We start from the raw sequence: 25727 nt of genomic DNA on the forward strand, positions 1-25727 counted from the left end.
TGCTGGCGCTAGCGCAACCGGCGGCGCCGGCGCTTCATCGACAGCGCCACCAGCGCCAGCACGCCGACGCCAATGGCGGCCTTGCGCGCGGCGCCCATCGGGTTGTGCCTGAGCTCTGCGCGGCCGCCCATTTCGGCGTACAGGTTGGGCACATGGCCGCGCGAAAGATCTTCGACCAGGCCCTCGCCCACATTCACCCGGTCGGCCAGCAGCAGCAACATCCAGTGCCGCAGGTCGTTCTCGGAATGCCGGAACGCATGGCGTCGCAGCCAGCCGCTCAGGCCCGAAGGCGGCAGCGTCGTGCCGAAGATGCGCGTGATGCCGGGCCGCTCCGTCGAATGCAGCACCTCCACATGCGCGTGCTGCTGCTCGGGCGCATCCACCGGGTGTGGCAGGCGCGGCGGCGTGCGCTCCATGGGATAGGCGGGCCGGTTGGCGTGGTCGAGGTCGGCGCCCCAACCGACGATGTGCGCATGGCGATCGGCGTTGCGCGCGGGGCTCTGTTCTTGTGTGTCCGTGATGATCATTGCGAATCGCTCCTTGGAGGAAAGAGGTCCATTGGCCGCGCTATGCGGCCAGCGACGCCGGCGGCACCAGCACCGTCTTGATGCAGTTGTCCAGCTTGCTGGAGAACAGGTGGTAGGCATCGGCCACGTCGCAGAGGTCGATGCGGTGCGTGATCACGCGCTTGGGGTCGATGCGCCCGGCCTGGATGTGTTCGATCAGGCGCGGCAGGTGGCGCTTGACGCTGGCCTGGTTCATGCGCAGCGTGAGGCCCTTGTTGATCGCATTGCCGATCGGCACCGCGTTGAAGGTCGGTCCGTACACGCCCACGATCGAGACCCGTCCGCCCTTGCGGACCGAGTTGATGCACCAGTGCAGCACGGTCGCCGCGCCACCCTGCAGCTTGAGCTTCACGCCCAGCAAGGTGTGGGCGAAGCTGCCTGCGGCTTCGCAGCCCACGCAGTCGATGCACACGTCGGCGCCGAGGCCCTCGGTCATCTTCTTGATGTGGATGGCCATGTCGCCCACCTGCTTGAAATCGATCACCTCGCACTGTGCGTACTGGCGCACGAACTCAAGCCGGTATTCGATGTGGTCCACCACGATCACGCGGCCCGCGCCCAGGAGCCATGCCGACTTGGCCGCGAAGATGCCGACCGGGCCGGCACCGAAGATGACGACCGTGTCGCCCTCTTCGATGTCGCCCATCTCCGCGGCCTGGTAGCCGGTGGGCAACGCATCGGTGAGCAGCACGGCGTCGTCCACGTCCATGTCGGGCGGGATCACCGTGGGGCCGACATCGGCCATCGGCACGCGCACGTACTCCGCCTGGCCGCCGTCGTACCCGCCGGTGGTGTGCGAGTAGCCGTAGATGCCGCCCACGGCGGTGGCCTCCGGATTGGTGTCGTGGCAATTGCTGTACAGCTCCTTCTGGCAGAAGTAGCAGTTGCCGCAAAAGATGTTGAACGGAACCAGCACGTGGTCGCCCGGTTTCAGGTGCTGCACGGCCGAGCCGACCGCCTCGACCACGCCGGTGAACTCGTGGCCGAAGGTCGTGCCCACCCGCGTGTCCGGCACCAGGCCGTGATACAGGTGCAGATCGGAGCCGCAGATGCACGACCGCGTGACGCGCACGATGGCGTCGCCCGGATGCTCGATTTCCGGCTCGGCCTTGTGCGCCGCGCGAACCCGGTACGGCCCGCGATAGTTCATTGCCAGCATGGTGGATGTTCCTTATGGGTTGAAAGCAGATGCGGTGCGGGGCAAGCCACATGCCCGAGCGTGAATGTCCCCGGGGAACGGCTGCCGCCGGGCACACGGCTTGCCCTTCGGACTCACATTCACCGAAAGGAAAAGCACCATGTCCCGAGCAGACAAACCCCTCGACCAGCAGGTCATCGTCATCACCGGCGCTTCCAGCGGCATCGGACTGTGCACGGCGCAGCTTGCTGCGCAGCAGGGCGCGAGCCTGGTGCTGGTCGCACGCAGCGGCGAAGTGCTGCAGCGGCTCGCGCAGGACATCAACGAGCAAGGCGGGCATGCGGTATCCGTTGAAGCCGACGTGGCCGACCGCGCGCAGATCGACCGCGTTGCGCTGCTCGCCATCAGCCATTTCGGACGCATCGACACCTGGGTGAACGACGCCGGCATCTCGATCTACGGCCGCCTCGACGAGGTGAGCGAAGCCGACAGCCGCCGCCTCTTCGACACGAACTTCTGGGGCGTGGTGAACGGCTCGCTCGCGGCCCTGCCCTACCTGAAGCTTGTACAGGGCACGCTCGTGAACGTGGGCAGCGAAGTGTCGGACGCCGTGATACCGCTTCAGGGCATGTATTCGGCCTCCAAGCATGCCGTGAAAGGCTTCACCGATGCGCTGCGCGTGGAACTCGAGGACGTCGACAAGAGCGGCGTGACCGTCACGCTCATACAGCCGACCGCGGTCGACACGCCCTACCCCGAACATGCCCGCAACTACATGGACAAGGAACCCAAGCTCCCCACGCCCATGATCGATCCGCAACAGGTCGCCGAGGCCATCCTGGAGGCCGCCGTGAGCGGCGGGCGTGACATCAAGGTGGGCGGCATGGCGGTGATGAACACGGTGCTCGCGAAAGTGCTGCCTTCGGTGGCTGATCGCATGTCGGCCAAGCAGGTCGAGCGCCAGCAAAAGGGCGGCCGCGAGCGCGATCCCGAAGGGGCGCTGTACCGCGCCGGGAATTCAGGACGCACGCATGGAAGCTCTTCCAAGGGCTCGCCGAACTGAGGTGGCGCGTGCGGCCGTGCGCATTCAGGCTATGGCGCCGGAGTCGTGGCGCCGGCAAGCTGCGATGCGTTGCTTCGGGAAGCCTCCGGGCGCTGTGCAATGGGTCCGTCGCGGGGCGCGGCACAGATCAACTGGCGGACTTCCTCCGCGGTGGGCGACGCGGGCAGGCTGGCCCAGCGCCAGATCGGCGTCATGGCGATCAGCAGCCCGAGGACGAGGATCACCGCTTCCGCGTTTCTTCTCGGAAACAGCATGTCAGTCGCCTCCGATCGGCGCCGACATCACACGAAGATGGGCGGCTCGGACCCGGTGTTCATGAATTCCGCTTCTCCATAGCCAGCCGCCTGCAATCAGCATTGCTGCGCCCCAGATCAAAAAACCGGCGTCCCAATAAGGGCGGTGCACGACGGCGACCACCTCGTTGACGTGGTGAATGCCAAGCAGGTGGTGATCGATGACGCCTTCGACCAGGTTGAAGGCACCCCACCCCATCAGTGCCGTGCCCCAGATCAGCCTTCCGGACCAATAGATGTGTCCCCGATGCGCGACGCGCCAGAGCCGATGCAATGCAAGCACGACGAAGACATAGGTCGCGCTGTGGAAGATGCCATCCCACAGCGTGTTGAGACGAAGATTTTCAACGGTCGTCGGGGGATACCAGCTGCTTACCATGTGATGCCACTGCAGCAACTGGTGCAGGACGATGCCGTCGAAGAAACCTCCGAGGCCGAGCCCGAACAGAATGCCCGCGCTCACGGGAAACTTGCCCAAGGGGTTGGCGCGCACGGTGAAGCCTTTTTCAACCATTGAGAAGGGAACCGGCGCCACGGACGGGCCGGATCGGCAGACCCGCGGCCGCCGGTCAGAGACGGCCAAGGTTGCGCTTCGGCCGTCCAAGATGCCCCGTGCGTCGCGCCACCAGCAGCCCAACGGCCGTCAGTCCGACGACAGTGAGCGCCAGGCTGTTGCCGGACGCGGCCCGCCCCATGTCGAGCGCGATCTCGCCACTTCGCGGGGCGACCAGTTGCAGGCGGCGCTTGGTCATCTGCATGCCGAGTTCGCCCAACCGGTCGGCCAGCAGCCGCTCGGCCTCAGGAAGCACCAGTGTTTCTTCATCCGCCACGTGGTGCATCACGTCGCGCATCAGCGTGGCCACGGTCTCGTCGTAGTCACGCGCCTCGGGCTCCATCTGCCGCAACAGTCCGATCAGTCGCCGCATCTCGTGGTGCTCATCGAGCGACTTGGCGATCAGTTCGCTCTGCGTGACGCTGCGCACCGCCGGATAGAAAATTTCTTCCTCCAGCTGCGCGTGCACTTCCAGTGCGGTGCACATGGTATTGACCAGTCCTTTTTTCACACGCACGGGTGCGCTCGCCTTGTACTGGTGGAACGTGGAAAGCACGTGCGTGTGATCCAGCCGGATCATGTTCGTTGCGCTGGGCAAGAGGCGTGAAAGAAAGCTGGTCATGCGAAAGCTCCGGGCACGTGGGTTGCGGGAGAACTCAGGCCGAGATGCCGAACTCTTCCATCGGTTCTTCCTTGCGCGCAGCGACGTTCCGGCGATCAGCGTCGAGGAGGCTGCAGGCACCGGGCTCTGCGCGTCGGGATGTGGGCATCGTGTGGTCCGAATGGATGTGGGGGAATCGAAAGATGAAATGGCGCTCTTGCGAGCCGCGTAGGAAAACTTCGTGTTCGCATGGCAGTGCAGGTCCGCCGGGCGCTGGTCGAGGCACGGTGCCGGGGCGAGGCATCCCTCTTCAGAGCGGCATCCAGTTGGGTGTGGCCGCGAGCGCACGGAAGAAAGCGGCGGCATGGTCGGGCGCGATGTCGCGCGTCGTGGTGCCCGGCAGTCGCAGACCATGCAAGCCCATGATGGCCTTGATGCGGTCGTCCGGCGCCAACAGCGCCATGGACCATTCCGGAAATTGCCGCACCGCGATGAAGGTCCTGTCGAGCACGACGGGCGTTCGATGCCGCGCATCGGTCTCGATCCTTGCGTACAGCGTTTCGACGGCACCTTCGTCGCCTTCGAGGTACTGCATGTAAACCCCCTCGAACAGGCAGAGCGCACCCGTGACGCCGGCTTTGGGATTGCCGGTGCGTGAAGCCGCGAGGATGGCGCGCAGGTTCGTCGGATTCGCTTCGACGGCTTGGCTGCCGTAGATGAGTCGCTTGAGCATCGTCAAATGCTAGCGCTGCGGAGTGCCGTCGAATATGTGCGCGGCGGCGAACGAGGGCTTCGATGAGCGCTCCGTTGTCGGGAGCAGGAACGACCGCCGGTTGCGCCTTGCTCCTACGCAGCGCAGCCACCGGCACGTTAGCTTTGGCGGCTTCGAAACCGCACTGGCCGATCCGGCCTCCGACCCATGAATCTTCACCGCTACCTTCTGATCGCCGGCGCCGTCGCGCTGGGCGCCTGCGCCAGCAATGCTCCCACATCCACCGCGAGCCCGGGCGTGGACAACCAGCCCGATCCCACCGTCCTGCTCGTCCCGCTGCGGGTCGAGGACCCTCGGCTGGCATCCGGATGCTGGGCACAGTTCTATTCGAAGCGCGATTTCCAGGGCGACGTCGCCACCCTCGTCGGCCCAGCCCAGGTCCAGAGCATGGACAAGGGCACCGCACGCCAGCTCAAGCGCGACATCGACAGCGTGAGCGTCGGCCCCCGTGCCACGCTGGAGGTGTACGAGCACGCCATGTTCAAGGACCGGACCGTGCGCTTCGAGCCGAACAGCCGCGAAGGCGGGCTGACGCGCAAGCTCGGCTTCGGCGGCCGGATCGAGGCGATGAAGCTGTCCTGCTCTTGACCTGAAACCGAGGGGGCCGGACTGCGGATGCGCTGCGGCACCGAAGCGCGTGTACCGCCGCAAAGTGCCCACCGAAACCCCCTTGCCGTCGGCAATCGGGGTCGCGGAACCAGCTGAACACGATCGCGTTTGTCAGGAACCCAGTGGTTTGTCAAAACCAAAGAAAAACGGGTCAGAGCTTGTGGCTCTAACCCGTTGATCTGACTAACGTTTTGGTCGGTGTGAAAGGATTCGAACCTTCGACCCCTTGCACCCCATGCATTTAATTTTGCGCTGCGCTGCACCGCCCTGCACACGCAACTTCCTTTAAAATCAACAAGTTACAAGGCTTTTTGTCCAACCCCGATCATCCAAGTTTGTTAAAATGCAGCGATATTTAGGGCATATCTAGGGCACGATTAGGGCATGGCAAAACTTACAGTTCGGGCGATCGAGGCTGCCAAGCCACGAGATAAGGCGTACAAGCTCACGGTAGACACCGGGCTGTACATCCGTGTCGCTGCCAACGGAGAAAAGCGGTGGCTCGTCAAATACGTGGTCGACGGCAAGCAGCGAGAAGCCCGCCTTCCCAAGCCTTTTGGGAGCAGCGGCGAAGGGTTTATGGGGGTGGCCGACGCCGCCGCTGAAAACGCCAGAATCCAATCGCTAGCCCGATCCGGCATTGACTTTCAACAGCAAGCGGCAGAAGCCCTGGCCAAGGAATGTCAGGCGAGAGAACAGCTACGCGCCACTCTGCTCCCGTTTTCCAAAATGTTCGAAGCATGGCTGGCGACCGGAGTCCTGCGCAAGGACGGCAATGCAGAGCTGCGCAGAGCCTTCCAAAAAGACGTCCTCCCTGCTATCGGCAACAAGCCGATCAAGGAGTTGACAGAACACGACCTTCGCAAAGTTCTCCTCACCATCGTGGGGCGCGGCCGCAATCGGATGGCGGTGCGCGTTTATCGCGACCTTGTTCAACTGTTCGCATGGGGCGAGAAACGCAAGCCTTGGCGAGAACTGCTCATCGAGCAAAACCCCGCCGAGTTACTTGAGATCGGAAAAATCGTCGCTCCTGACTACGACATCAACGATGAGCGCGACCGCGTGCTGTCACCGGACGAACTTCGGGAACTCCAGCATGTCTTTCGCACCATGCACGAGGCACGGCAAAACGCCGAGAACAAGCGCGCCATCGCTCACGGCCTCAAGCGCGAAAGCCAAATTGCAATCTGGATTTGCTTGTCCACCCTTTGCCGCATTGGCGAGTTACTGATGGCTGAGTGGGCGCACGTGGACACGGAAGCTGGCGTCTGGCGCATCCCGAAGGAAAACGCCAAACAAACGAATGCTAGGCAGCAGGACCACATCGTCTACCTAAGCGCGTTTGCTGCGGGCCAGTTTAAGGCGCTCAAGGCGCTTCAGGGGGACAAGATCGGTACCTGGTGTTTCCCCGCTCGCAACACCAAGAAAATCAACAAGTCCGAGAACACGCACGTATGTTTGAAGAGCGTATCGAAGCAGATTGGAGACCGACAGACAATGTTCAAGGAGCGCAAGGCGCTTAAGAACCGAACCAACGACAACACGCTAGTACTCGCCAATGGCGCCAATGGGGAATGGACTCCACATGACATGCGTCGCACCGGTGCCACGATGATGCAGCGGGCAGGCATTGGCTTGGACATCATCGACCGGTGCCAAAACCATGTGCTCGGTGGCAGCAAAGTGCGGCGGGCATATTTGCACCACGACTACGCACTGGAGAAGCGCGCGGCATGGGAACTGCTGAGTCAGAAGATCGAGGAAGCACTGCATAGCCGAGATCGAATTGAAGTGCAGCCGCCGCGAGCGTAGTCAACGGGCCGAGTTGACCAAACCTGAAGGTGCTGATATCTTCAATGCTTGCCCGGAGACTTAAGGTCTTCGGGACAACTTTTAAACTTTCAGATCGATGGGCACGGCCGCAATGGCTCGCTCGGAGGTCAGGCAAGCTGCTGAGCTGCTGACCTCTAATTTTTACGCGCTACTTCTTTTCCGGCTGGCGCACCCAGTCGTCGACACACACACCAGACGCCGCCGTCATTGCGACGGGGCGAAGTTTTAGGCTGCGCCTTCTCCGCAGGCCGAAAACTTTATTCTGTGCCGGATCGCGAATCGCGCGATCGCTCCACGTATCCGGCTGACTAGCGCGCTTTCCCTAAAGCGTTTTGGTTCGAACCCCTTTTGAGGACCCCTATGGACCCTCCGCAGCAGTTCGTCCGGCTCAATACATTTATTAAATTAATGGGCTGGTCTCGATCAACTTACTACAACAGAGTCCGCGCGGGACTCGTGCCTAAAGCTCAAAGTAACGGCCCTGGAACAAAGGGCTATTACGCAAGCGTCGTAACCGAGATTCAACGCTCTCTCGTCGCCTGAGCCGGTGCGCCAACCTTAGGCTGACAAACCAGCTTACGTTCTCAACTTCCTCGCCCAGAGCCGTCGTGATGGCGCGCTCCGGGGAGATTTTTCTTCAGTTTTATGCGTACCAAAAAAGTAACCAAAGCAGCACCCAACGCGCATCCGGCTTCAACAGAAGCCGGATGCGCCACTTGGGCCGAGCATCGCAAAATCCGAGCTTCTCATGGGGTTCTGGCTCACCTCATCCCGAGCTCCGTCAGCGCTGCACACGCAGTTGCTGGTTTGGCAGGTCTCATCTGTCGTGCGAAGCAACCGAGTTGCAGCCCGTTCACCTCGCCGAGCCCAACGACCATCTTATTCAGCGGGTCGGTGGAAAGATGCCACCTGTACAGCCAGATCCTGCACGCCGTCTCGCGTCCCGACGGTGACGACGCTTTGACTATCAAGCATGTGCACATCGACGCCAGGCTGGACTGGCTTCGCGGCGAACCTCGGGCTCGACTGGAAGATCTCGTGCGGTCACCCAAGATGTCGGCGACCCTCCTGCTTCCGGTCACCTCGGAAGTCCTCCAAACGGCTGCCCTCGAAGATATCGCCGGACTGCGCGATCTCGCTCTGGCTCACGGAAAACTGATCGTTTTCGTCACGCGTGCCTCGAGCATCGATGAGTTCGGCCCCGTCGCGTCCATCGTCGACGATTGCATCCTGTCCGAGCCGTGCGAGCCAGATCCACGTTATGACCTAGCTTGGACGATCGAATTCTCAGCTGCCAAAGCATTTCATGCTGACGGACGGGGAAAACTCATGGTGCAGGTCGCCACCAAGCCAGAGGGTTATCGCCTCGCTTACTCTCGCTTCGTGTCGCGCGTCAGAGACGATCGAGCCATCTGGGCGGCGATAGCCAAAGGTAATGATCGCAGCCCCGTTGCGAACGCGATGAAGATGAGCCTCGATGAGATCGACCAACGCTTGATCAAGTTGCGTCCGCTTCGCCCCCCCCATGCGCCCAAAGATTTAGTGACCTGCTACGCAGGCCTTTTCGATTTCACCGGTCTCAAACGCTGACTCCAAAACCGCAATGCGGCCGCCTCGAGCGGCCGCTCTTCATCATGCTCAACTTTTTTCTCAAGCGCTTCTTCGATGCGTTCGACCGCCTCGACATTTGGATTGACCTGCACCCTGGTCAAGAATGGGTCGACACCTTGCCCGAGAAGGTCACCATCGATCCGGTCAACGTACCCTACAACCCGCGCTGGAAATACATTCTTCGCGTACTGCAGCCCAGCGCGAGCACTCTGCACTTCCTTCGACGCATGCTGGGCGTTCGCATTTCAGCTCAGGTCGCGTACGTCGAGATTGCCCGGGACTATCCGGTCCGTTGGAAAGTTGATGCGCAGCGCCTCGAGCGTTACTTCCTTCGCACGATCACGATGCAATACGGACCGACGCAGGTGACCAAGCATAAGAACACGCACTACTTCGGAAAGCCCAACGCTCCCCGTCGCCTCGTCACCTACTCCGACCGCAAGTCCAAGCTGGCCACCGCCGCGCGAGGACATCGCGGTCTGCACACCGAGGTTCGACTGCAGGAGACGCAACTCATCGAGCGAATCGGCCTCGGCTCCATCGACGCACTGCTCGCCTTCGACTTCAGCGAATTCTGGGCAACGCAGATCCGCTACCACTCGTTTGGCAACCGGGCCGCGATGGGGGCCGCGCTGAGTCGATCCGCTTGCCGAGATACTGGGGATAGTGCTCTTCAGGCTCGTATTCGTCGGGCGCTCATGAGTCCGAAGTACACAGCAGGCGACGCGTTCGTCCTCCAGATGCTGTGCCGGAAGCGCCCCTCGGTGACCAAGGCTCTGCTGCCGATGACTGCGAAGGCATGGCTGCGCGAAGCAGCCCGCGTCATTGCGGCGCCCCCTCGCGAGTGGCCCTGAGGATCTGCACCTGGTATAGGTACCGGATCTTCATCCAGCATTTGGTCCTCAACCGATCAAAACATCGTGTTCAGGGCCTTTTTCATGCGATTCAGAGCACTTTTCACACCGGCACCCTCGGCCAAAACACCTCACTTTCTCGGCCGCAACACTACATCGAGTGCCCCATCCATCCTGCTCACTCAGAAGGATGGCGAAGGCCAAAAAGGCGGCAGTTGCCAAGAGTCGCCGCCCTTCACTTCGTCGATCAACGTTCTCAAGGAATTCCTTCATCGTGCCCATCAAGACCACAAGGGCCATGCGCCGCGTCATCCGTAGCACGGACAGATTCACCGAAGTCACAGCCGTCCCCGGTGGTGGTAAGACCACCACCGCCGTCGCTCGCGTTAAGCATCTCCTCAAACAGGATCCCGCTGCCCGAATTCGGGTCCTGTCGGCCACCAACGCCACGGTCACGAACTTCAGGCAACGCCTCCGGGCCGCCGACGTTGAGATCAGCGCCGGCAGCGTCGAACGAGACGGCATGACCAGCAAGGACGCGACCGTCAACGTGTCTACCATCCACGCCCTCTTCTACGGCCTGATTCGTCGTCACCACCGTCGTCTTGGCTATCGTGCAGTTCCTGCGGTTGTCGACTCTTCCCGTTTGACCAAGATCCTCGAACGGATCGATGGCAGCTCTCGCGCGGGGAAGACGGGTGCGAGCTTCGGCGCAGCTAAGCGGGGATCCGCAAGGAGGTCCTCTGTTCGCTCCAAGACCTCGGCCGCCAGATTGACCCGCAATCAGGCCTACGAAGATCACAAGCGTTCGTCCGGCGCGATTGACTACGACGACATGCTGCGGCTGGGTCTTCGTCTGATGGCCCAACTATCTGGCGAAGAACTGGGGATCGATCACCTGATCGTCGACGAATGGCAAGACTGCACGCCCACTCAGGCCAAACTGATTGCCGAGCTCGCCCAGCGGATGCAGTCGACCGTAGTGCTGGGCGATCGCCTGCAGATGATCTACGGGTTCGCGGGCGGCCGGTACACCTCGCTTCGTCGAGCGCTGGTCGAGGCTGGCGTCGTGCTGGTTGACGGTGAGTCGAAGAAACACGTGCTGCGCCGGTCTCATCGGCTAACAACCGAGATCGCAGATCTTGCTCAAGCCGTGGCTGCGCCTTTCGATCCGCCCGCCATCAAGACCGGCAAGACGGGCAAAGCTCCGGTGTTGATCCAGGAGTCGGATACACGCACCCTGGCCAGCACCGTGGCGAAGCGCGTAAGCAAACTGCTGCGACGGGGCGTGCCGCACTCCGAAATTGCGCTTCTGGGTCGCACGCGAGCCGTTCTCCACCCCGTGGCACAGGAACTCGCCGCCCGCAACGTGGCGACGCTGCTCGCCGGATCCGACAGCCACTACCAGGCCGTCATGGATGTGCTTTGGCTAGCCGACAAGTTCGAGGATCTGCGCGACTATGGGATCGGTCTTGACGCCAGCGCCAGCGGTCGCCGTGCCCGCATGACAGCTGAGTTGGAGGCTGAGATGCGCGATAGGCTGGGCCTCGGTGATTCAGCCGGGCTGATCGATCTACCCAGCGCCACAGACGACTCCGGCGCCAACCCGAATGTCAAGACCACGCGGATGGTTCTTCCGAAGCTCGAGAAGTGGGACCAGTTTGTCAACGAGCTCCTCAACATCACCGGCGGAAAAAACACGGAGGGTGCGTACAGAGCTTGCGTCCGTGCCTACTTGAGGCTTCACGGCGGCGTCAACGCCAACAAGGCGCTGCGCAACGCATTGAATCGATGGGAGCCTCTGTCCCGAAGCTTCGCGTGCGCCGCAGAGATGAACGCCCACGTCCACAGGATTGCCGGTACCGAAGCGATCGCCTGCTCGACGATTCACGCGGCCAAGGGCATGGAGTGGGACTACGTTTTTGTGCTCGGTGTCACGGAAGGCGTGCTACCCGATCGCAGATCCACGACGGCTGAACAGCTGGACGAGGAGCGCCGCATCCTCTACGTGGCCATCACCCGCGCCCGCAAGCGGCTTTGGCTGGGCCACTCGCCAATCAAAGTGAGCGGCGTTCGGCGCGAGTACTCGAAGCTGAGTCGCTTTCTCCTTGAGCCGGAGGTGCAGGCCGCCTTGCAATGTGCAGTTTGAGCTGGAGCAGCGGATTCCGGGAAGAGCCCTGCTCGAAGAACGCCCTCGCAGTGCTCGTACGCTCCTCGAGCATGGCCGCCGCCAGCGTGGCATCGGCCTTTAACAGCCTGACCCTGCCGAGCGCGACGCGGCGGCGCCGCGACTACACCTCGCCCGTGGACAGCCACGTGCGCAACCTCGCCACAAGGAGGTGAGCGACTGGAACACCGAGGTCGACCGCAAGAAGGTTGCTCGCAAGGGCCGACGGTGATGTTGAATTAGGGGGGTGCGGGAGGCATCCTTGGCGCCGGAAGAGCACTAGCGACGGAACTCGGGGCTCGCGGAAGAATGCGAGCAGCCTTCGACCTGATGATGTACACGTCCTCGATGAGGCGTTCGATCACATCCATCGCCAACGCCAGTTGCTTTTCGGTGTGGGGTTCGACCTCATGAGCTGCGTTGTTACCTAGCGTTCGAATCTGGTGCAGAACCTCGGCCCCGTTCGGCGTCAATACCTGTTTCGTTACGAGATCATCAATCTTGGCTAGCAAATTCGGCCCAGAAGCCGACTTCTCCTTGCAAATGGTTTCCAGGATCGCACGCAAGCCAATACCAACGAGGACCCTTAGCCCCGCCGCGAGTGCCTCGGCCGTTTCTCGGTAGACCTGCCCAACCTTCCGATCAACCATCCAAATGTCGGCCAACAAGTTCTTCCTGCCTGAGACCCTTGGCGGATAGAGCTTCTCGTCAATCAGATCTTCTCCGTCAGGTCCTTCACCTGTGCCATCCGAGTCTGTTCTCAAGCGTCGGTAAGTGATCTGCCCACAACCGCCGCACTCTAGAAGTTGGTTGTAGATCGACCAGTAATAGTCATCGTCCTGCCTCTCCGTCTGACCGTGAACGTCTGCTGATGCTCGAACGAAGTGCCGTGTGTCGCCAACGCAGCGCATGCACGGAAGGCTGAAAACCATTCCGAGAGAGTCACCAACTTGAAGTTTTTCACTCATTTTTAATCCGTTCGAATCGGGGCATTGGGTGGGTAGGTGCAGAATCCGCCCAAAGAGTAACCGACCCGACAACGACATCCCCGAAGCCCGCCGAGCGCGGGCTTTTTCACGCCCAAAGGAAATCCCAAGAACATTTGGAACTACCTCTTCACGCCGTCTCCGATCCGCATCGCGGAGAAGGCGCTGCGCGAATCCGTGATCGGCAAGATCGGCGCGGAGCAGACGCGAGACTGGGCTGCCGCCATGGTCAGCTACCACGGCACGCGCGAGACCGCGCTGCGCAGCCTCATCGCCACCCTGTAGGGCCCGAAGCCCGCACTCGGGGGTGATCGATATGCGCGCTTCGACATTCGCGTGTTGACTGCTGCCACAAATTGATCCGGTCACCGGTCGGGATTGCCAGAATTCAACCGGCATGAGTTTTCCCACAACCCGGTCCGTTGCTGTCTTAGTCGGTGCACTTTCCATCGGCCGCTAGGTAGTTTTCTTCCTCTTCATCGCGGGGCGCGACGGCGTCGAGGCATTGCCCATGGATGCGCTTGAGGGCGATGTACATCACGCGCCGCTCCTCCGGCGTCATGAGCTGGATCATCGATGCCTGCGCCCTGCGCGCGACCGGGATGACCTGTGCATGCAGCGCCTCGCCGGCGGGCGTGATGTTGCAGGTGAGCCGCTTTCTCGGCGTGGGGCCTTCGGCTTTGAGCGACACCAGGCCGCGCTGCTCAAGCAGGCGCAGCGTGCGGCTCACGAGCGCCTTGTCCGAGGTGGATTGCACAACGAGTTCCGCGAACGATATCGAACGCGTGTGCGCCATCAGGGACAGGATGCGCCACTCCGACACCGTGAGCCCGAAGCGCCTTGCATAGGGCAGCGTTGTCACGCGGCGCAGCGCATTCACGGTCTGACTCATCACGGTGGTGATGAAGTTGTCGACGGTGAGGTTGTCGCCCGATTCGTTGAGTCCCGACCACGGATCGGTGGGCACGGCGGATGGGAGGGAGGGGCGCTCAGTCAGGGCGTCGTCTTGCATGGGTTGTTTCGACGATGAGGCGGGCCTTGGCCCGCGATCACACTTATTTATTAGTTAACAGAAGAAAAATCTCGAATGTCAATTCGAAGTTTCACTTAGTTGATTGATCAACAGCTTCATTCTACGATTACGCTAACGTTTCAAATATGGTTCGATGTTCCATATATGGAACGCCTACTTAATCCAAGTTGTTAGCTCGGGTGTTGTGCCGTTCCGCCTCGATCGTCCGGCGCGCGCTCCTTATGAAAGCTCCAAGATGAAAGTCAGCCGCCCGTTGTTCCTTGCCGTGGGCTTTCTCGCGGGGGGTCTCTGGGGAAGTGCTGTGCACGCCCAGGCCCCGGCGCCGGCCTATCCGACCAAGCCCATCACCATCGTCGTCTCGTACCCGGCCGGCGGCGATACCGACGCAATGGCTCGTCTCTTTGCCGAGAAGCTGCAGGCGCGCCTGGGCCAGTCGGTCATTGTGGACAACCGGCCCGGCGCGGGCGGCACGGTCGGCAACACCTATGTGGGCCGCGCGGCGCCGGACGGCTACACGCTGCTGTTCACGCCCAACCCGTTCACCACCGCGCCGCTGGTGATGAAGCTCGCACCCGCGGCCTCGTACGACGTGATCAATGGCTTCACGCCCGTGATCCACTCAGCCAACCAGGCGGTGCTGCTGGTCGCGAACCCGGCCTCCGGCATCCGAAGCGTGGCGGACTTGGTGGCGCAATCGAAGGCGGGCAAGCCGTTGTCGTACGGCACGCCGGGCGCCGGCTCGCCGATGCACATCGCGGGCGAGTGGCTCAACCGGTCGGCCGGCATCCAGGTGCAGCACGTGCCCTACCGCGGCGTGGCGCCGTCGGTCACCGACGTGGTCGCGGGGCATATCCCGCTGGCCTACGTGACGCTCGGCCCGGTGGCCCAGTACATCGCCACGGGCAAGCTGGTCGCGCTCGCCATCTCGGACGCGAAGCGCTCCCCGTTGCTGCCGAACGTGCCCACGCTCGCCGAACTGGGGTACAAGGACATCGACTCGGGCGCATGGAACGGCTTCTTCGCGCCGCGCAACACGCCGTCCGCGGTGGTGAACCTGCTGAACGCCAACCTCAACGAAGTTCTCAAGATGCCCGACGTGATCGCCAAGATGGGCACCTTCGGCGCGGCGCCGGTCGGCGGGCCGCCTGCCGCCATGGCCAAGGTCAACGCCTCCGACTACGAGCGCCTGGCCAAGGTCATCAAGGACCTGAACATCCAGGCGGACTGAGCCCCCATGACCATGACGACGCAATCGACCCTGGGGCGCGACACGCCGCAGGTCACGGGGCGCGCCAAAGTGCTCGGCAAGGCGCAATACGCGGGCGACATCAAGGTCGCGGGCATGCTTCACGGCAAGGTCCTGCGCAGCCCCTACCCGCATGCGCGCATCGTCTCGGTGGACATCGCTGAGGCGTCGGCGCTGCCCGGCGTCAAGGCGGTGCTGACCGGCGTCGACGCACCACGCGCGCTTTGGGGCGTGAGCCACAAGGAGCGGCGCATTCTTGCGGAGGGCGTGGTGCGCTTCTGCGGCGAAGAGGTCGCCGCCGTCGCTGCGACCACCGAAGAGATCGCGCGGGACGCCCTGGACCTGATCCGCATCGAGTACGAGGAGCTCCCTGCCGTCCTGCTGCCCGAGGAGGCGCTCGACGAAGAGGCTCCGAACATTCACGACGGCCGCCAGGACAACATCGCGCATGAGATCCGCTTCGAGCGCGGCAGCGTCGACGAAGGTTTCGCAGAGGCCCATTTGGTTCACGAGGCCACCTACACGACCCATGCGCAGTACCCGGGGTACCTGGAGCCGATGGGATCGGTCGCCATGCTCGACGCCGAAGGGCGCCTTGTCGTGTGGACCTCGACGCAATCCGCGTTCCTCGCCCGCGCGCGCCTGGCCGCGGCGCTGGAGCGGCCCGTGTCCACCGTCCGCGTGATCCAGGCGACGACCGGTGGCGGCTTCGGCGGAAAGATCGTGGAGGACGCGAACCAGTTGGTTGCCGGCCTGCTCGCAGTGAAGACCGGCAAGCCGGTGCGACTCGTCAACAACCGACTCGAAGACTTTCTCGCGTGCCCCACGAGCCTGCCCGAGCGCATCACGCTCAAGCTGGGCATGACGCGCGAGGGCCTCATCGTGGCCAAGGACATACGCATCGTCGCGGACTGCGGCGCCTACGCGGGCCTCGCCTCCGAGGTGATGCACGTGAGCGCCATGCGCAGCGACAACATGCACCGCCTGAAGAACGTGCGCTCGCACGCCACCATGATCTACACCCACACGCCGCCGCACGGCGCCTTCCGCGGCTTCGGCGGCACGCAGATGCTGTTCGCGCTGAACAGCCACATCCACACGATGGCCGAGCAGCTCGGGCTCGACCCGGCCGAGGTCCACAAGAAAAATGCCATCGGCGCGGGCGAGGTGTCGGTGCACGGCTGGAAGGTCGCGAGCACCGGGCTGGTCGAATGCATCGACCAGGCGACGCGCGCGCTGCGCTGGGGCGAGCCGAGGCAGCGCGGCGCACCGGGCAGCTCCAAGCGTCGCGGCGTGGGCATGGCCGCGGCCATGCATGTCAGCGGCAACCGCACCATCGGCAATTGGGACGGCTCGACCGTGGTCGTGAAGATCAACGAAGACGGCCGCGTCGTCGTCCACAGCGGCGAATGCGACATGGGCCAGGGCGCGATGACCATGCTCAGCCAGATCGTCGCGCACGAGTTGACCATTCCGCTCTCGCACGTGCACGTGATGGCGCCCGACACCGACGTCGCGCCCTTCGCCATCGGCTCACTCGCATCGCGCGTAACCATCGTCGCGGGCAATGCCGCCATCGAGGCGGCCCGCAAAGCGAAAGCGAAGCTCCTCGCGCTGGCCGCCGAACTGCTCGAGGTGCCGATCGATGAGCTCGACATGGCCGACGGCGCCGTCCACGTGCGCGAGGCGGCCGACCGCCGGCTCACCATCGGCGATCTCGCGCGGCAGCATGTGTGGCGCCATGGCGGCGAGGCCGTCCAGGTGAGCGCGACATGGGACGCGAAGACCACGATGCACGACGACAAGGTCCACGGCAATATCGCGCCGGCCTATTCATTCGCGGCGCAGGCGGTCGAGGTGGAGGTCGACACCGACACGGGGCAGGTCACCGTCGTCGAGAGCTTCGTGTCGGACGACTGCGGAAAGGCTCTCAACCCGATGGCCATCCACGGCCAGACCAACGGCGCGACGGTGCAAGCCTTCGGCTGGGCGCTGTACGAGCAGTTGCACTTGGAGGCAGGCCGCATCGCCAACGGCAATTTTGCCGACTACACGATGGCCACGGCCGATTCCGTGCCCATGCTGCGCGGCGGCTTCGTCGAATCCAATGACCCGAACGGTCCCTACGGCGCCAAAGGCGCGAGCGAGACGGCGATTCTTCCGGGCGCGCCCGCAATTGCGAACGCGGTGTACGACGCCATCGGCGTGCGCATCGTCGATCTGCCAATCACGCCCGAAAAAATACTCGCCGCTTTGCGCGACAAGAAGGAGGCGGCCGGTGCGTGATTTCGACTTCCTGCAGCCCGCGTCGGTGTCCGAGGCGACGCACATGCTGGCCGACCTTGGCGACGAATGCCGCGTCATCGCGGGCGGCACCGCGCTGATGCTGGCAATGCGCCAGCGCATGCTCACGCCCACTCACCTCGTGTCTCTGGGAACGCTGCCCAGCCTGAGGGGCATTGCGTACGACGAGACCAAGGGCCTGCGCATCGGCGCGCTCACGCTGCACGCCGAGGTCGCGCGCTCGCCGCTCGTGCAGGCGCACTACCCGATGCTCGCGAGCATGGCATCGCGCGTGGCCAATCCACAGGTGCGCAACCAGGGGACCATCGGCGGGAATCTCTGCTATGCCGATCCGGCAACCGATCCGCCCGGCTGCCTCATGGCGCTGGACGCCGAAGTGGTCGTCACCGGCACGCAGGGCAACCGGGTGATGGGCATCGAGGCGTTCCTCATCGACTACTACACGACCGCGCTGGCGCCGGACGAGATCTTGTCCGAGATCCGCATTGCACCGCCCGCGCCCGGCACCACCGGCGTGTATTCGCGCTTCTTGCGTACCGCGGCAGAACACCGGCCCCTCGCGAGCGTGGCCGTCTCGGTACGCCGCAGCGGCATGCGCTGCCATGCCGTGCGGATCGCGGTCGGCGCATCGACACCGATCCCGCTGCGGCTGAGAAGGGCGGAAGCCTTCCTCGCGGAAAGCGAAGCAACGCTCGAGCGCATCGCCGAGGCCGCCAACATCGTGGCGGCCGACATCGCGCCGGTGTCCGACCTGCGCGGCGCGGCGGAGTACCGGCGCGACATGGTGCGCGTGGTCGCCCGGCGAACCCTGCTCGAAGTGTTCGGGCTGGACGAGAACGAAGGAGACCGGCCGTGAGCCAACACGACATCGAAGTCACCGTGAACGGTGAAATCCACGCGGTGCAGGTCCCATCTCGGCGCCTCCTGAGCGATTTCCTGCGCGACGACCTGCATCTGACGGGCACCAAGCGCGGCTGCGAAACCGGCATCTGCGGCGCTTGCTCGGTCCATCTGGACGGCGAGGTCGTCAAGTCCTGCCTGATGCTCGCGGTGCAGGTAAACGGCCGCAGCATCACGACTGTCGAGGGCCTGGCGGCGGGCGAGACGCTGCACCCCCTGCAGGAAAGCTTCATGGCCTGCGGTGGCCTGCAATGCGGCTACTGTACACCGGGCTTTCTCATGACCTCCTGCGCCATGCTGGCGCAGAACCCGTCGCCCTCCGAAGACCAGGTGCGCCACGGGCTCAACGGCAATCTCTGCCGCTGCACGGGCTACACCCAGATCGTCGAATCCATTCTTGTTGCCGCGGAGAAGATGCGTGGAAATTGAAAAAACTGTTGTCGTTCCCGCCCCCGCGAGCCGCGTGTGGGAGCTCCTGCTCGATCCTCAGGTGATGGGCGGCTGCGTGCCCGGCATGCAGTCCATCCAGGTCATCAGCGACGTCGAGTACATCGCCGAGATCAAGGTGAAGGTCTCCTTCATCAGCGCCAAGTTCAAGCTCAAAACCACCATCGTCGAGCAGCGCGCGCCGCACTATCTGCGAACCGAGGGCACGGGCGAAGACACGTCGGTGGCCAGTTCGCTCAAGCAGACCAGCGAGATCTTCCTCGCGGAGCAGCCTGACGGCCAGACCGAACTTCGCATCCTGGTAAAGGTCGATGTGCTGGGCCGCCTGGGAACCTTCGGGCTGAGCGCCATGAAGACCAAGGCCGACCGCATGTGGGACGAGTTCACCGAGAAGCTCGTGGCGCGGATCACGGGCACTGAGGATGCGGCGGCGAGCGGCGTCAAGGTCACGCAAGCGCCGGCGAAGCCGTCTGTGGCAGCGAAGGCGCCGGTGGCGACGCCGGCCTCACCACCGGTTGCTCGCCAGTCCATCGCAGCGCCGATCGAAGCTCCGCGGCCTGCACCACCGGTCGTCGTGCAGCACGAAGCTTCGGCGCCGGCCGACACTTGGTGGTCGCGCTGGTTCGGCCGTTCGCACAAGCGCGAGTCGACGGACATCTGCATCGAGATCCATCGCGGCGACACGGTGGTCAAGGTGCTCTGGCCGGTCGAGGGCGCGAGCCATTGCAGCCAGTGGCTGCGCGACTACCTCGTGCGCCAGGAGCGAGGCATGCAGAACGAGCGCGCCCCATGACGACCGCTGCGAACAGAACCATCCAGACGGCCTCGCACTGGGGCGTGTATTCGGTCGAGGTGTCGGCGTCCGGCGAGATCGTCTCGACCGTTCCTTTCGCCAACGACCCGGCGCCCACCGCGCTCGTCCGCAGCCTGCCCGACATGGTGCGCAGCCCGCTGCGTATCGACCGGCCCTACGTCCGCTCGGGGTACCTGAAAAACCGGGAGCGATCGGCGCAGGGCCGGGGCTCGGAAGCCTTCGTGGCGGTGTCCTGGGACACCGCGCTGGACCTCATCGTGGACGGCATGCAGCGCATCAGGTCGGAGCACGGCAACGAGTCCATCTATGGCGGCTCCTACGGCTGGGCGAGTGCGGGGCGCCTGCACCATTCGCCCAGCGTGCTCAAGCGCTTTCTCGGCCTCTTCGGCGGCTACGTCGACAAGCGCGGCAACCACAGTTTCGGCGCCGCGCTGGGCGTGATGCCCTACGTCACCGGCGACAACGACATCACCGCGATGGTCGTGCCGTGGCCCTCGATCGTCGCGCACTCCGAACTCGTGGTGATGTTCGGCGGCGCGCACACGAAGAACATGCAGATCGACGCCGGCGGCGCCGTGACGCACGACAACGCCCACTGGATCGAACGCGCCGCCGCATCGCGCGTGCGCTTCGTCAACATCAGCCCGTCGCGCAGCGACATGACCGAGGGCCTCGAGGCAGACTGGATTCCGATCCGCCCCAACACCGACGTCGCGATGATGCTCGGCATGGCGCACTCGCTGGTCGCGCAGGGCCTGCACGATGCCGGCTTTCTCGCCACGCACTGCGAAGGCTATGGCGCCTTCGAGCGCTACCTGCTCGGGCAGGACGACGGCGTGGCCAAGAGCGCCGCCTGGGCCTCGGCCATCACCGGCGTGCCGGCACGGACCATCGAAGACCTCGCATTGCGGATGGCGCGCTGCCGCACGCTGGTGACCACCACCTGGTCGATCCAGCGCGCCGACCACGGCGAGCAGCCGGTGTGGGCGACCGTGGCGCTCGCCTCGATGCTCGGGCAGATCGGCCTGCCCGGCGGCGGCTTCAGCCTCGGGTTCGGCGCGGTCAACGGCATTACGACGAGCCGGCCTGACGGCATTCCGCGCCCGACGCTTTCGCTGGGCAAGAACCCCGTGCGCAGCTTCGTGCCGGTGGGGCGCGTGGCCGACATGCTGCTGAACCCGGGCAGCGAACTCGAATTCAACGGCACCACGATCCGCATGCCGGACATCCGGCTCATCTATTCCGTGGGCGGCAACCCCTTTCACCACAACACGCACCTGAACCGCTTCGTGCAGGCCTGGCGCAAGCCCGAGATGGTGGTGGTGCACGAGCCCTGGTGGAATCCGCCCGCGAAGTACGCCGACATCGTGCTGCCGGCCACGACCACCATGGAGCGCAACGACATCCTCGCGACGGACCTGCAGCGCCACTACATCGCGATGCGCCAGGTCATCGATCCGGTGGGCGGCGCGCGCAACGACATGGACGTCTTCGCGGAGCTCTCGGAGCGGCTGGGGTTCAGGCAGGCCTACACCGAGGGGCGCGACGAGATGGAGTGGCTGCGGCACATATACACGCAGGCCCGGGAGCGCGCCTTCGCGCTGGGTTTCTCGCCACCGGCGTTCGACGAATTCTGGGCGGCGGGCAGCTACGAATTTCCGATGGCCGCGGAGCCGCCGCTCTTTCTCTCGGCGTTTCGCGACGATCCGGTGGCGAACAGGCTGGCCACGCCTTCGGGAAAGATCGAGCTCTTCTCGCGCCGCATCGAAGCCTTCGGCTACGACGACTGCCCGCCGCACCCCGCGTGGCTCGAACCGGCCGAATGGCTCGGCGGCGAAAGCGCGGCGCGGTTTCCGTTTCACCTGCTGTCCAACCAGCCCAAGGGGCGGCTGCACAGCCAGATGGACGCGGGCGCCGTCAGCCGCGCGACGAAGGTCGATGGCCGCGAGCCATTGACCCTGCATGCATCGGATGCACAGCGCTGCGGCATCGTTGCCGGCGATGTGGTGAAGGTCTTCAACGACCGCGGCGCCTTCCTCGCATCGGCCGTGATCTCGTGCGACCTGATGCCCGGCGTGCTGCAGGTGGCGACCGGTGCATGGTTCGACCCGGAGGACCCCGCGGCGCCGTGCTCCCTCGAGAAGCACGGCAACCCCAACGTGGTGACGATGGACAAGGGCACCTCGCGCCTCACGCAGTCCTCGGTCGCGCAGACGGTGCTGGTGCAGATCGAGAAGTGCGTGAACCCGCCCAGGGTCAGTGCGTTCGATCTGCCTACAATCGAACGTCATCCAATTGAGATGGAAACCAACGCCACCAGCCCGTATTCAGGGTAAGCGCTTCACTTACCCATAGCGCTTGATAAGCGTTTTGCCTATGAGGTGGCGAGGCGCGATCTAGAACATGGACCGCGTGCGAAGGAATCGAAGCCCTCCGCCCGATGAGTATCAAGAAGGCTGCCCCGTACATGTTCTGGGTTGGTCCACATGCCGTTCTTGCCGAATCGTGCGCAATCCGCGTGGCTATGTGAACTGGAGCGTCAGGATCGGGAACACAGCGCGCAAGTCGTTCCTTCAAGTCGTCTCCTTGCCGGCTTGCAATCGCGGGAATGCACTGAAGTGCCGGATGGCCATCTATTGGCGCCCGCTGTCGGCATACGGCAGGGCCGCATTCCGATGCACGCCGAGCAGGTCCGGTTGCAGCCGCAGGGCCTCTTCGTAGCTCGCCAATGCGCCGTCCACGTCTGAGACACCCTCGAGCACCACGGCGGGATTGAAACGCATCAGCGGATCGTCGGAAAAAAGCGCAACCCTTTTTTGTAGAGCGACGCGGCCGCATCAAACTCACCGAATTCGCAGCGCATGAAATCGAGATTCAGGTGCGCATGGGCATACGTGGGGTCGTGCTCCAGGATGCTTCGGTAGAGCACCTCTGCGATCCTGGGGGCCGTTTGCCGCCTTCCGCGATCTGGGAGATGCCGACGTAGCGTACTTCGATGTGAGACCCAAGCTGAACGCTGCCATGAACTTGGGCACATCATCAGCTTGATTAAAGAGTGGCTCGCGACAAGACGGCAGGTATCGTTTCACGGAACTCTTGCACAGACTTCACTCCCACTTCACCCGGGCCAAGCACACTGCATCTCGACAGCGGTTCGGCGCTGGTAGGGGCCGGGGAGAGAAAAGAGCCGCTCAGGGAATCGCCTCGATGCCAACCGCTGTCACCCTTCAATATTTACTCGTGAGAACGATGCGCCTGTGACAGCCTGCCCTGACACACAGCCGACGCCGGGTATCGCATCAATGCGTTGCACCATGCGTAAGCAAGTCAACAGCAGCGGCGGAATTTAGGTATGACCACAAAGCAAGAGTTGCCCGACGAGACGCTGAGTGCAATGGCGATCGGATGGCGCAGGAAGGCGCTCGAAGGAGATCTGCACGCCCGCGGGATAGCGCACGAGCTTGGGACTGAATTGCGCAGGCGTGCTGGTGCGCCCTTCACCAACTACGACACCCTCGATATGCGCCCGCTCGAGGTGCGGGCCGCGCGCCCCCGTTGGTGGCGGTTCTGGCGCAGACGCTGAGGCCAGGCGCCTGCGCGGGGCTCCCCTACTGCGCAGACCAACCGACGATAACCACTGGCACGTAAATACCCAACTACCGTCAGCTGGCCGGCCACCTTGAGGCGCGAGAGTCGTAGCCTATCGGCCGTTAATCGCGCACCTCACTTCGCACGAATGGTCACTGCCGGGTATTGGCCATTAACACGCTCTCAACTCTCAAGCCTTACTTTAAAAGCGACCAACGCAACAAGGGAATACCTACTCCGCGAGTCTCCTCGAGAAACAGCAATTCATGCTGGAGCCTACTCTTCTTGATCGTGAGCAAACCCCTTTGAGTCCAAGATTCGATACTGCTGATGACGGAAGGAGCCAAACCAAAGCCCGACATCCTTTGCGATGGGACGCCCCCTCAAACCTGCGGCATCGATACTCTTGCCACGCAATGGCACCTGCACTAACCCACTCTTGATTCTTGGTACGTTGTCCCAGGCACCCGCATTGATGCGCGCACTCGCAATAATGGACTGATTTCCTGGCCCTCCTGTCACAGCCACGAGCAACTTAGGCGATGTCGACGGAGACTTCACCCAACCGTCCAATCTAGAACGGAGTTGCCACCAGCACTCCATGCGCGCACGAATCTTCTCATCTGGAGGCGGCGCGGCAAGGTCGTATCCCGGACGCTCCTCGGCATCATCAAAACTAGTTTGATTAATGCGAACAAAAAGCAATGGCCCATGGTCGCGCACGGCGCGCATCATGGCCTTCGCGTCAAGCGGCTGTACAGTTCTTGACGCAAATTTGTTTGGAACACCCCAAGGCCGAAAGCGGTGAATGCTCTTCCCCCCGTGCTCATTGAAGAACGGCTGCCCACCTTTCAGTGGTCCATAGGCCGAAATCAGAGCCGTCTCAATTGCATCCGCCATCTCTTTGCTTCCCAGCGGCCCGACAACCTCCAACCTCGCCGTCTGGCCATGCTTTTCTAGCCAGGCTTCTAGAGCCTTGTTGTGGGTCTTAATGAAGTGCGACCCAGGCCGCATTGCACGCTTTCCCTGCCCAAAATAGACTGGACAGCCTTGCGCGTCCCGATAAACGTAGACGAAATAGAAACTCTCCGTTGTCATATATGAATTAGGTTCAGTATTGTTTTTGCCTTAGCCGAAGATACCGGAAGTCACGAGAACGCCAGCTTATCGTAGGTTGGCCCAGCGCTCGCCCTCAACTCACGAGAAGCAGGTGTTTTACGAAAGCAGCTTCTGGTGACTACTAGGCCATCGCAATGTTTGATGATTGGTTGATCAACTCGCGATAACAACAGTTATGAGAATACCCCCTTATCGGTCTCCCATCTCAACTTGCGATAACGAAAGTCACGAGAACACTCTATTATTGATCGTTGGCCCGTTCTCACGGCTCAGCTCGTGATAGCAACAACCACGAGGCTTGCCCCGCTATCTCGCGTTGAGCCATCACCTGCGCGCGCTCTCACGAGGCGCAAGCGAGCCAGCGGGCCTGCTTGGCGCGCGGTTAGTTACGCTGCTGCCCTGCTGCCCTGCTGCCCTCAAACTACCCTGCAAACATTGCATTTGCGAATCCGAGCATCGTCTTGGCTGTGCGGCATCCCACGGGCTTGCTGACCGGCGCACCAACGAAGAAGCCATCGCCGATTGGGTCGCGTTCACTGAAATAGCAGTTCAAACAGTTTCGATCCAGCATAGATGCAGGGGATTGCTAAGCTCATTGAGGCCCAGTATTGCCACTTCGGCGGCTGCGGTGCCTCTTTGTATTCCAAGGTGACCAGAAGTCCAGGCGCAAGGCCCGTGTACTGCTCTCTCAGAGTTTCGGTATTCGCTCCCGCGCACATTGACTCAAAAACGCTTTGGAACAAGCGTTGGCCTTCCAGGCTCAACTTGGGGAGTTGAACCTGACTGCCATCAGACAAGTGGACCAGAACTTTCGAGTTCACTTCTTCGACTGATCGAATGGGTAACCCGAGGGTTCGCAGGCGACGTCGTCGAGGGGCATATCCCAAGAAACGCAGCACCCCCTCACGCCGCTCCAATCCATAACCGGCGAGACGCTCAATTTCTTCCTTGCTGATCAGAACTTCGATCGTCAAGTAGAAATGCAGTATCAACTGCCCAATCAAGGCGCCATAGAACCACATGCCATGCGTGTGGAGGCGGGTATAAAAAAAGAGAATCGTGGCCGCTGTGAGGTAGGCCCACCAGAACAACAATCCGCGGGCAAAAGACCTCAACGAGGTATCCCGACAGGGCATGAAGCACACGCGCATTGATGCGCCGGGGCTTATCGCGATGGAGGCCTGTGCGACTGCCGAGTCTTTCTGTTCGGTCATTGCTTTGGCGTAATGC

General features: G+C 62.8%; 26 protein-coding genes. 14 read left to right on the plus strand and 12 right to left on the minus strand.

The genetic code is table 11. The features are described from left to right. Positions 1-8: 8 nt before the first annotated feature. Together M2282_RS03160 and M2282_RS03165 are read right to left on the minus strand one after the other, a co-directional pair. Complete coding sequence (locus M2282_RS03160) at positions 9-527, minus strand: hypothetical protein (protein ID WP_280807325.1); 519 nt, start codon at positions 525-527, stop codon at positions 9-11. A 40-nt stretch (positions 528-567) separates the two neighbouring features. Beyond that, entirely contained in the window at positions 568-1725 is a 1158-nt protein-coding gene (locus M2282_RS03165) for a zinc-dependent alcohol dehydrogenase (RefSeq protein WP_280807326.1), read from the minus strand. Positions 1726-1864: 139 nt separating this feature from the next. Between M2282_RS03165 and M2282_RS03170 the strand changes: the two genes are divergently transcribed. After that, positions 1865-2767, plus strand: coding sequence for an SDR family oxidoreductase (locus M2282_RS03170; RefSeq protein ID WP_280807327.1), 903 nt, complete (start codon positions 1865-1867; stop codon positions 2765-2767). A 29-nt stretch (positions 2768-2796) separates the two neighbouring features. On the opposite strand, the gene M2282_RS03175 is transcribed toward M2282_RS03170, so the two are convergent. From M2282_RS03175 to M2282_RS03190, 4 genes are all read right to left on the minus strand, one after another. Next, complete coding sequence (locus M2282_RS03175) at positions 2797-3021, minus strand: hypothetical protein (protein WP_280807328.1); 225 nt, start codon at positions 3019-3021, stop codon at positions 2797-2799. A 1-nt stretch (position 3022) separates the two neighbouring features. After that, the gene (locus tag M2282_RS03180; RefSeq protein WP_280807329.1) at positions 3023-3643 is read right to left on the minus strand and encodes a DUF2243 domain-containing protein; all 621 of its coding nucleotides are present in this window, start codon (positions 3641-3643) and stop codon (positions 3023-3025) included. Beyond that, the gene (locus M2282_RS03185) at positions 3630-4235 is read right to left on the minus strand and encodes a hemerythrin domain-containing protein (protein WP_280807330.1); all 606 of its coding nucleotides are present in this window, start codon (positions 4233-4235) and stop codon (positions 3630-3632) included. The genes M2282_RS03180 and M2282_RS03185 overlap by 14 nt, the downstream gene beginning before the upstream one ends. A 289-nt stretch (positions 4236-4524) precedes the next feature. Continuing rightward, positions 4525-4947: a BLUF domain-containing protein gene (locus M2282_RS03190; protein ID WP_280807331.1), complete on the minus strand. Its 423-nt coding sequence runs from the start codon at positions 4945-4947 to the stop codon at positions 4525-4527. Between the two features lie 186 nt (positions 4948-5133). Between M2282_RS03190 and M2282_RS03195 the strand changes: the two genes are divergently transcribed. The 6 genes from M2282_RS03195 (at position 5134) to M2282_RS03220 (ending at position 12236) form a co-directional block, all read left to right on the plus strand. After that, the gene (locus tag M2282_RS03195) at positions 5134-5574 is read left to right on the plus strand and encodes a hypothetical protein (protein WP_280807332.1); all 441 of its coding nucleotides are present in this window, start codon (positions 5134-5136) and stop codon (positions 5572-5574) included. Between the two features lie 405 nt (positions 5575-5979). After that, positions 5980-7407 (plus strand): tyrosine-type recombinase/integrase, encoded by a 1428-nt coding sequence (locus M2282_RS03200; protein ID WP_280807333.1) that lies wholly within the window; start codon positions 5980-5982, stop codon positions 7405-7407. A 666-nt stretch (positions 7408-8073) separates the two neighbouring features. Then, a complete protein-coding gene (locus M2282_RS03205) occupies positions 8074-9018 on the plus strand; it encodes a hypothetical protein (protein ID WP_280807334.1) in 945 nt (314 codons plus the stop codon). A gap of 44 nt (positions 9019-9062) precedes the next feature. Next, on the plus strand, positions 9063-9893 hold the full coding sequence (locus M2282_RS03210) for a hypothetical protein (RefSeq protein WP_280807335.1): 831 nt from the start codon (positions 9063-9065) through the stop codon (positions 9891-9893). Between the two features lie 274 nt (positions 9894-10167). Further along, positions 10168-12042, plus strand: a complete 1875-nt coding sequence (locus M2282_RS03215; RefSeq protein ID WP_280807336.1) for an ATP-dependent helicase — start codon at positions 10168-10170, stop codon at positions 12040-12042. 50 nt (positions 12043-12092) lie between these two features. Further along, positions 12093-12236 (plus strand): hypothetical protein, encoded by a 144-nt coding sequence (locus M2282_RS03220; RefSeq protein ID WP_280807337.1) that lies wholly within the window; start codon positions 12093-12095, stop codon positions 12234-12236. 63 nt (positions 12237-12299) lie between these two features. On the opposite strand, the gene M2282_RS03225 is transcribed toward M2282_RS03220, so the two are convergent. Beyond that, positions 12300-13028 (minus strand): DUF4145 domain-containing protein, encoded by a 729-nt coding sequence (locus tag M2282_RS03225; RefSeq protein WP_280807338.1) that lies wholly within the window; start codon positions 13026-13028, stop codon positions 12300-12302. 448 nt (positions 13029-13476) lie between these two features. Further along, positions 13477-14058 (minus strand): MarR family winged helix-turn-helix transcriptional regulator, encoded by a 582-nt coding sequence (locus M2282_RS03230; protein ID WP_280807339.1) that lies wholly within the window; start codon positions 14056-14058, stop codon positions 13477-13479. A 256-nt stretch (positions 14059-14314) separates the two neighbouring features. Between M2282_RS03230 and M2282_RS03235 the strand changes: the two genes are divergently transcribed. The 6 genes from M2282_RS03235 to M2282_RS03260 are packed head-to-tail and all read left to right on the plus strand — an operon-like array spanning position 14315 to position 22126. Continuing rightward, positions 14315-15307, plus strand: coding sequence for a Bug family tripartite tricarboxylate transporter substrate binding protein (locus M2282_RS03235; protein ID WP_280807340.1), 993 nt, complete (start codon positions 14315-14317; stop codon positions 15305-15307). Positions 15308-15313: 6 nt separating this feature from the next. Further along, positions 15314-17611 (plus strand): xanthine dehydrogenase family protein molybdopterin-binding subunit, encoded by a 2298-nt coding sequence (locus M2282_RS03240; RefSeq protein ID WP_280807341.1) that lies wholly within the window; start codon positions 15314-15316, stop codon positions 17609-17611. Beyond that, positions 17604-18485, plus strand: a complete 882-nt coding sequence (locus tag M2282_RS03245) for an FAD binding domain-containing protein (protein WP_280807342.1) — start codon at positions 17604-17606, stop codon at positions 18483-18485. The genes M2282_RS03240 and M2282_RS03245 overlap by 8 nt, the downstream gene beginning before the upstream one ends. Then, positions 18482-18958, plus strand: coding sequence for a (2Fe-2S)-binding protein (locus tag M2282_RS03250; RefSeq protein ID WP_280807343.1), 477 nt, complete (start codon positions 18482-18484; stop codon positions 18956-18958). Before M2282_RS03245 ends, M2282_RS03250 begins: the two co-directional genes overlap by 4 nt. After that, the gene (locus M2282_RS03255; RefSeq protein WP_280807344.1) at positions 18948-19769 is read left to right on the plus strand and encodes a CoxG family protein; all 822 of its coding nucleotides are present in this window, start codon (positions 18948-18950) and stop codon (positions 19767-19769) included. The genes M2282_RS03250 and M2282_RS03255 overlap by 11 nt, the downstream gene beginning before the upstream one ends. Then, positions 19766-22126 (plus strand): molybdopterin-dependent oxidoreductase, encoded by a 2361-nt coding sequence (locus M2282_RS03260; RefSeq protein WP_280807345.1) that lies wholly within the window; start codon positions 19766-19768, stop codon positions 22124-22126. The genes M2282_RS03255 and M2282_RS03260 overlap by 4 nt, the downstream gene beginning before the upstream one ends. Positions 22127-22423: 297 nt before the next feature. Here the strand turns inward: M2282_RS03260 and M2282_RS03265 are convergent, their stop codons facing one another. Both M2282_RS03265 and M2282_RS03270 read right to left on the minus strand, forming a co-directional pair. Continuing rightward, a complete protein-coding gene (locus tag M2282_RS03265; RefSeq protein ID WP_280807346.1) occupies positions 22424-22573 on the minus strand; it encodes a hypothetical protein in 150 nt (49 codons plus the stop codon). After that, positions 22573-22719 carry a hypothetical protein gene (locus tag M2282_RS03270; protein WP_280807347.1) on the minus strand — a complete coding sequence of 49 codons (147 nt, stop codon included), beginning with the start codon at positions 22717-22719 and terminating at the stop codon, positions 22573-22575. Before M2282_RS03270 ends, M2282_RS03265 begins: the two co-directional genes overlap by 1 nt. A gap of 423 nt (positions 22720-23142) precedes the next feature. On the opposite strand from M2282_RS03270, the gene M2282_RS03275 reads away from it, so the two are divergent. Further along, positions 23143-23373, plus strand: coding sequence for a hypothetical protein (locus tag M2282_RS03275; protein WP_280807348.1), 231 nt, complete (start codon positions 23143-23145; stop codon positions 23371-23373). Between the two features lie 281 nt (positions 23374-23654). Here the strand turns inward: M2282_RS03275 and M2282_RS03280 are convergent, their stop codons facing one another. Both M2282_RS03280 and M2282_RS03285 read right to left on the minus strand, forming a co-directional pair. Continuing rightward, positions 23655-24476 (minus strand): hypothetical protein, encoded by an 822-nt coding sequence (locus M2282_RS03280; RefSeq protein WP_280807349.1) that lies wholly within the window; start codon positions 24474-24476, stop codon positions 23655-23657. 554 nt (positions 24477-25030) lie between these two features. After that, positions 25031-25711 (minus strand): hypothetical protein, encoded by a 681-nt coding sequence (locus M2282_RS03285; protein WP_280807350.1) that lies wholly within the window; start codon positions 25709-25711, stop codon positions 25031-25033. Positions 25712-25727 lie beyond the last annotated feature (16 nt).

This window comes from Variovorax boronicumulans, assembly GCF_029892485.1.
Classification (GTDB): domain Bacteria; phylum Pseudomonadota; class Gammaproteobacteria; order Burkholderiales; family Burkholderiaceae_C; genus Variovorax; species Variovorax boronicumulans_B.

Excerpts from the sequence above, each read along its gene's own strand:
- M2282_RS03195 (WP_280807332.1), top strand. The coding sequence starts at position 5,134 with ATGAATCTTCACCGCTACCTTCTGATCGCCGGCGCCGTCGCGCTGGGC.
- M2282_RS03185 (WP_280807330.1), bottom strand. The coding sequence starts at position 4,235 with ATGACCAGCTTTCTTTCACGCCTCTTGCCCAGCGCAACGAACATGATC.
- M2282_RS03210 (WP_280807335.1), top strand. The coding sequence starts at position 9,063 with ATGCTCAACTTTTTTCTCAAGCGCTTCTTCGATGCGTTCGACCGCCTC.
- M2282_RS03165 (WP_280807326.1), bottom strand. The coding sequence starts at position 1,725 with ATGCTGGCAATGAACTATCGCGGGCCGTACCGGGTTCGCGCGGCGCAC.
- M2282_RS03260 (WP_280807345.1), top strand. The coding sequence starts at position 19,766 with ATGACGACCGCTGCGAACAGAACCATCCAGACGGCCTCGCACTGGGGC.
- M2282_RS03265 (WP_280807346.1), bottom strand. The coding sequence starts at position 22,573 with ATGCGTTTCAATCCCGCCGTGGTGCTCGAGGGTGTCTCAGACGTGGAC.
- M2282_RS03235 (WP_280807340.1), top strand. The coding sequence starts at position 14,315 with ATGAAAGTCAGCCGCCCGTTGTTCCTTGCCGTGGGCTTTCTCGCGGGG.
- M2282_RS03160 (WP_280807325.1), bottom strand. The coding sequence starts at position 527 with ATGATCATCACGGACACACAAGAACAGAGCCCCGCGCGCAACGCCGAT.
- M2282_RS03275 (WP_280807348.1), top strand. The coding sequence starts at position 23,143 with ATGACCACAAAGCAAGAGTTGCCCGACGAGACGCTGAGTGCAATGGCG.
- M2282_RS03285 (WP_280807350.1), bottom strand. The coding sequence starts at position 25,711 with ATGACCGAACAGAAAGACTCGGCAGTCGCACAGGCCTCCATCGCGATA.
- M2282_RS03170 (WP_280807327.1), top strand. The coding sequence starts at position 1,865 with ATGTCCCGAGCAGACAAACCCCTCGACCAGCAGGTCATCGTCATCACC.
- M2282_RS03230 (WP_280807339.1), bottom strand. The coding sequence starts at position 14,058 with ATGCAAGACGACGCCCTGACTGAGCGCCCCTCCCTCCCATCCGCCGTG.
- M2282_RS03190 (WP_280807331.1), bottom strand. The coding sequence starts at position 4,947 with ATGCTCAAGCGACTCATCTACGGCAGCCAAGCCGTCGAAGCGAATCCG.
- M2282_RS03240 (WP_280807341.1), top strand. The coding sequence starts at position 15,314 with ATGACCATGACGACGCAATCGACCCTGGGGCGCGACACGCCGCAGGTC.
- M2282_RS03225 (WP_280807338.1), bottom strand. The coding sequence starts at position 13,028 with ATGAGTGAAAAACTTCAAGTTGGTGACTCTCTCGGAATGGTTTTCAGC.
- M2282_RS03200 (WP_280807333.1), top strand. The coding sequence starts at position 5,980 with ATGGCAAAACTTACAGTTCGGGCGATCGAGGCTGCCAAGCCACGAGAT.
- M2282_RS03205 (WP_280807334.1), top strand. The coding sequence starts at position 8,074 with ATGCGTACCAAAAAAGTAACCAAAGCAGCACCCAACGCGCATCCGGCT.
- M2282_RS03175 (WP_280807328.1), bottom strand. The coding sequence starts at position 3,021 with ATGCTGTTTCCGAGAAGAAACGCGGAAGCGGTGATCCTCGTCCTCGGG.
- M2282_RS03280 (WP_280807349.1), bottom strand. The coding sequence starts at position 24,476 with ATGACAACGGAGAGTTTCTATTTCGTCTACGTTTATCGGGACGCGCAA.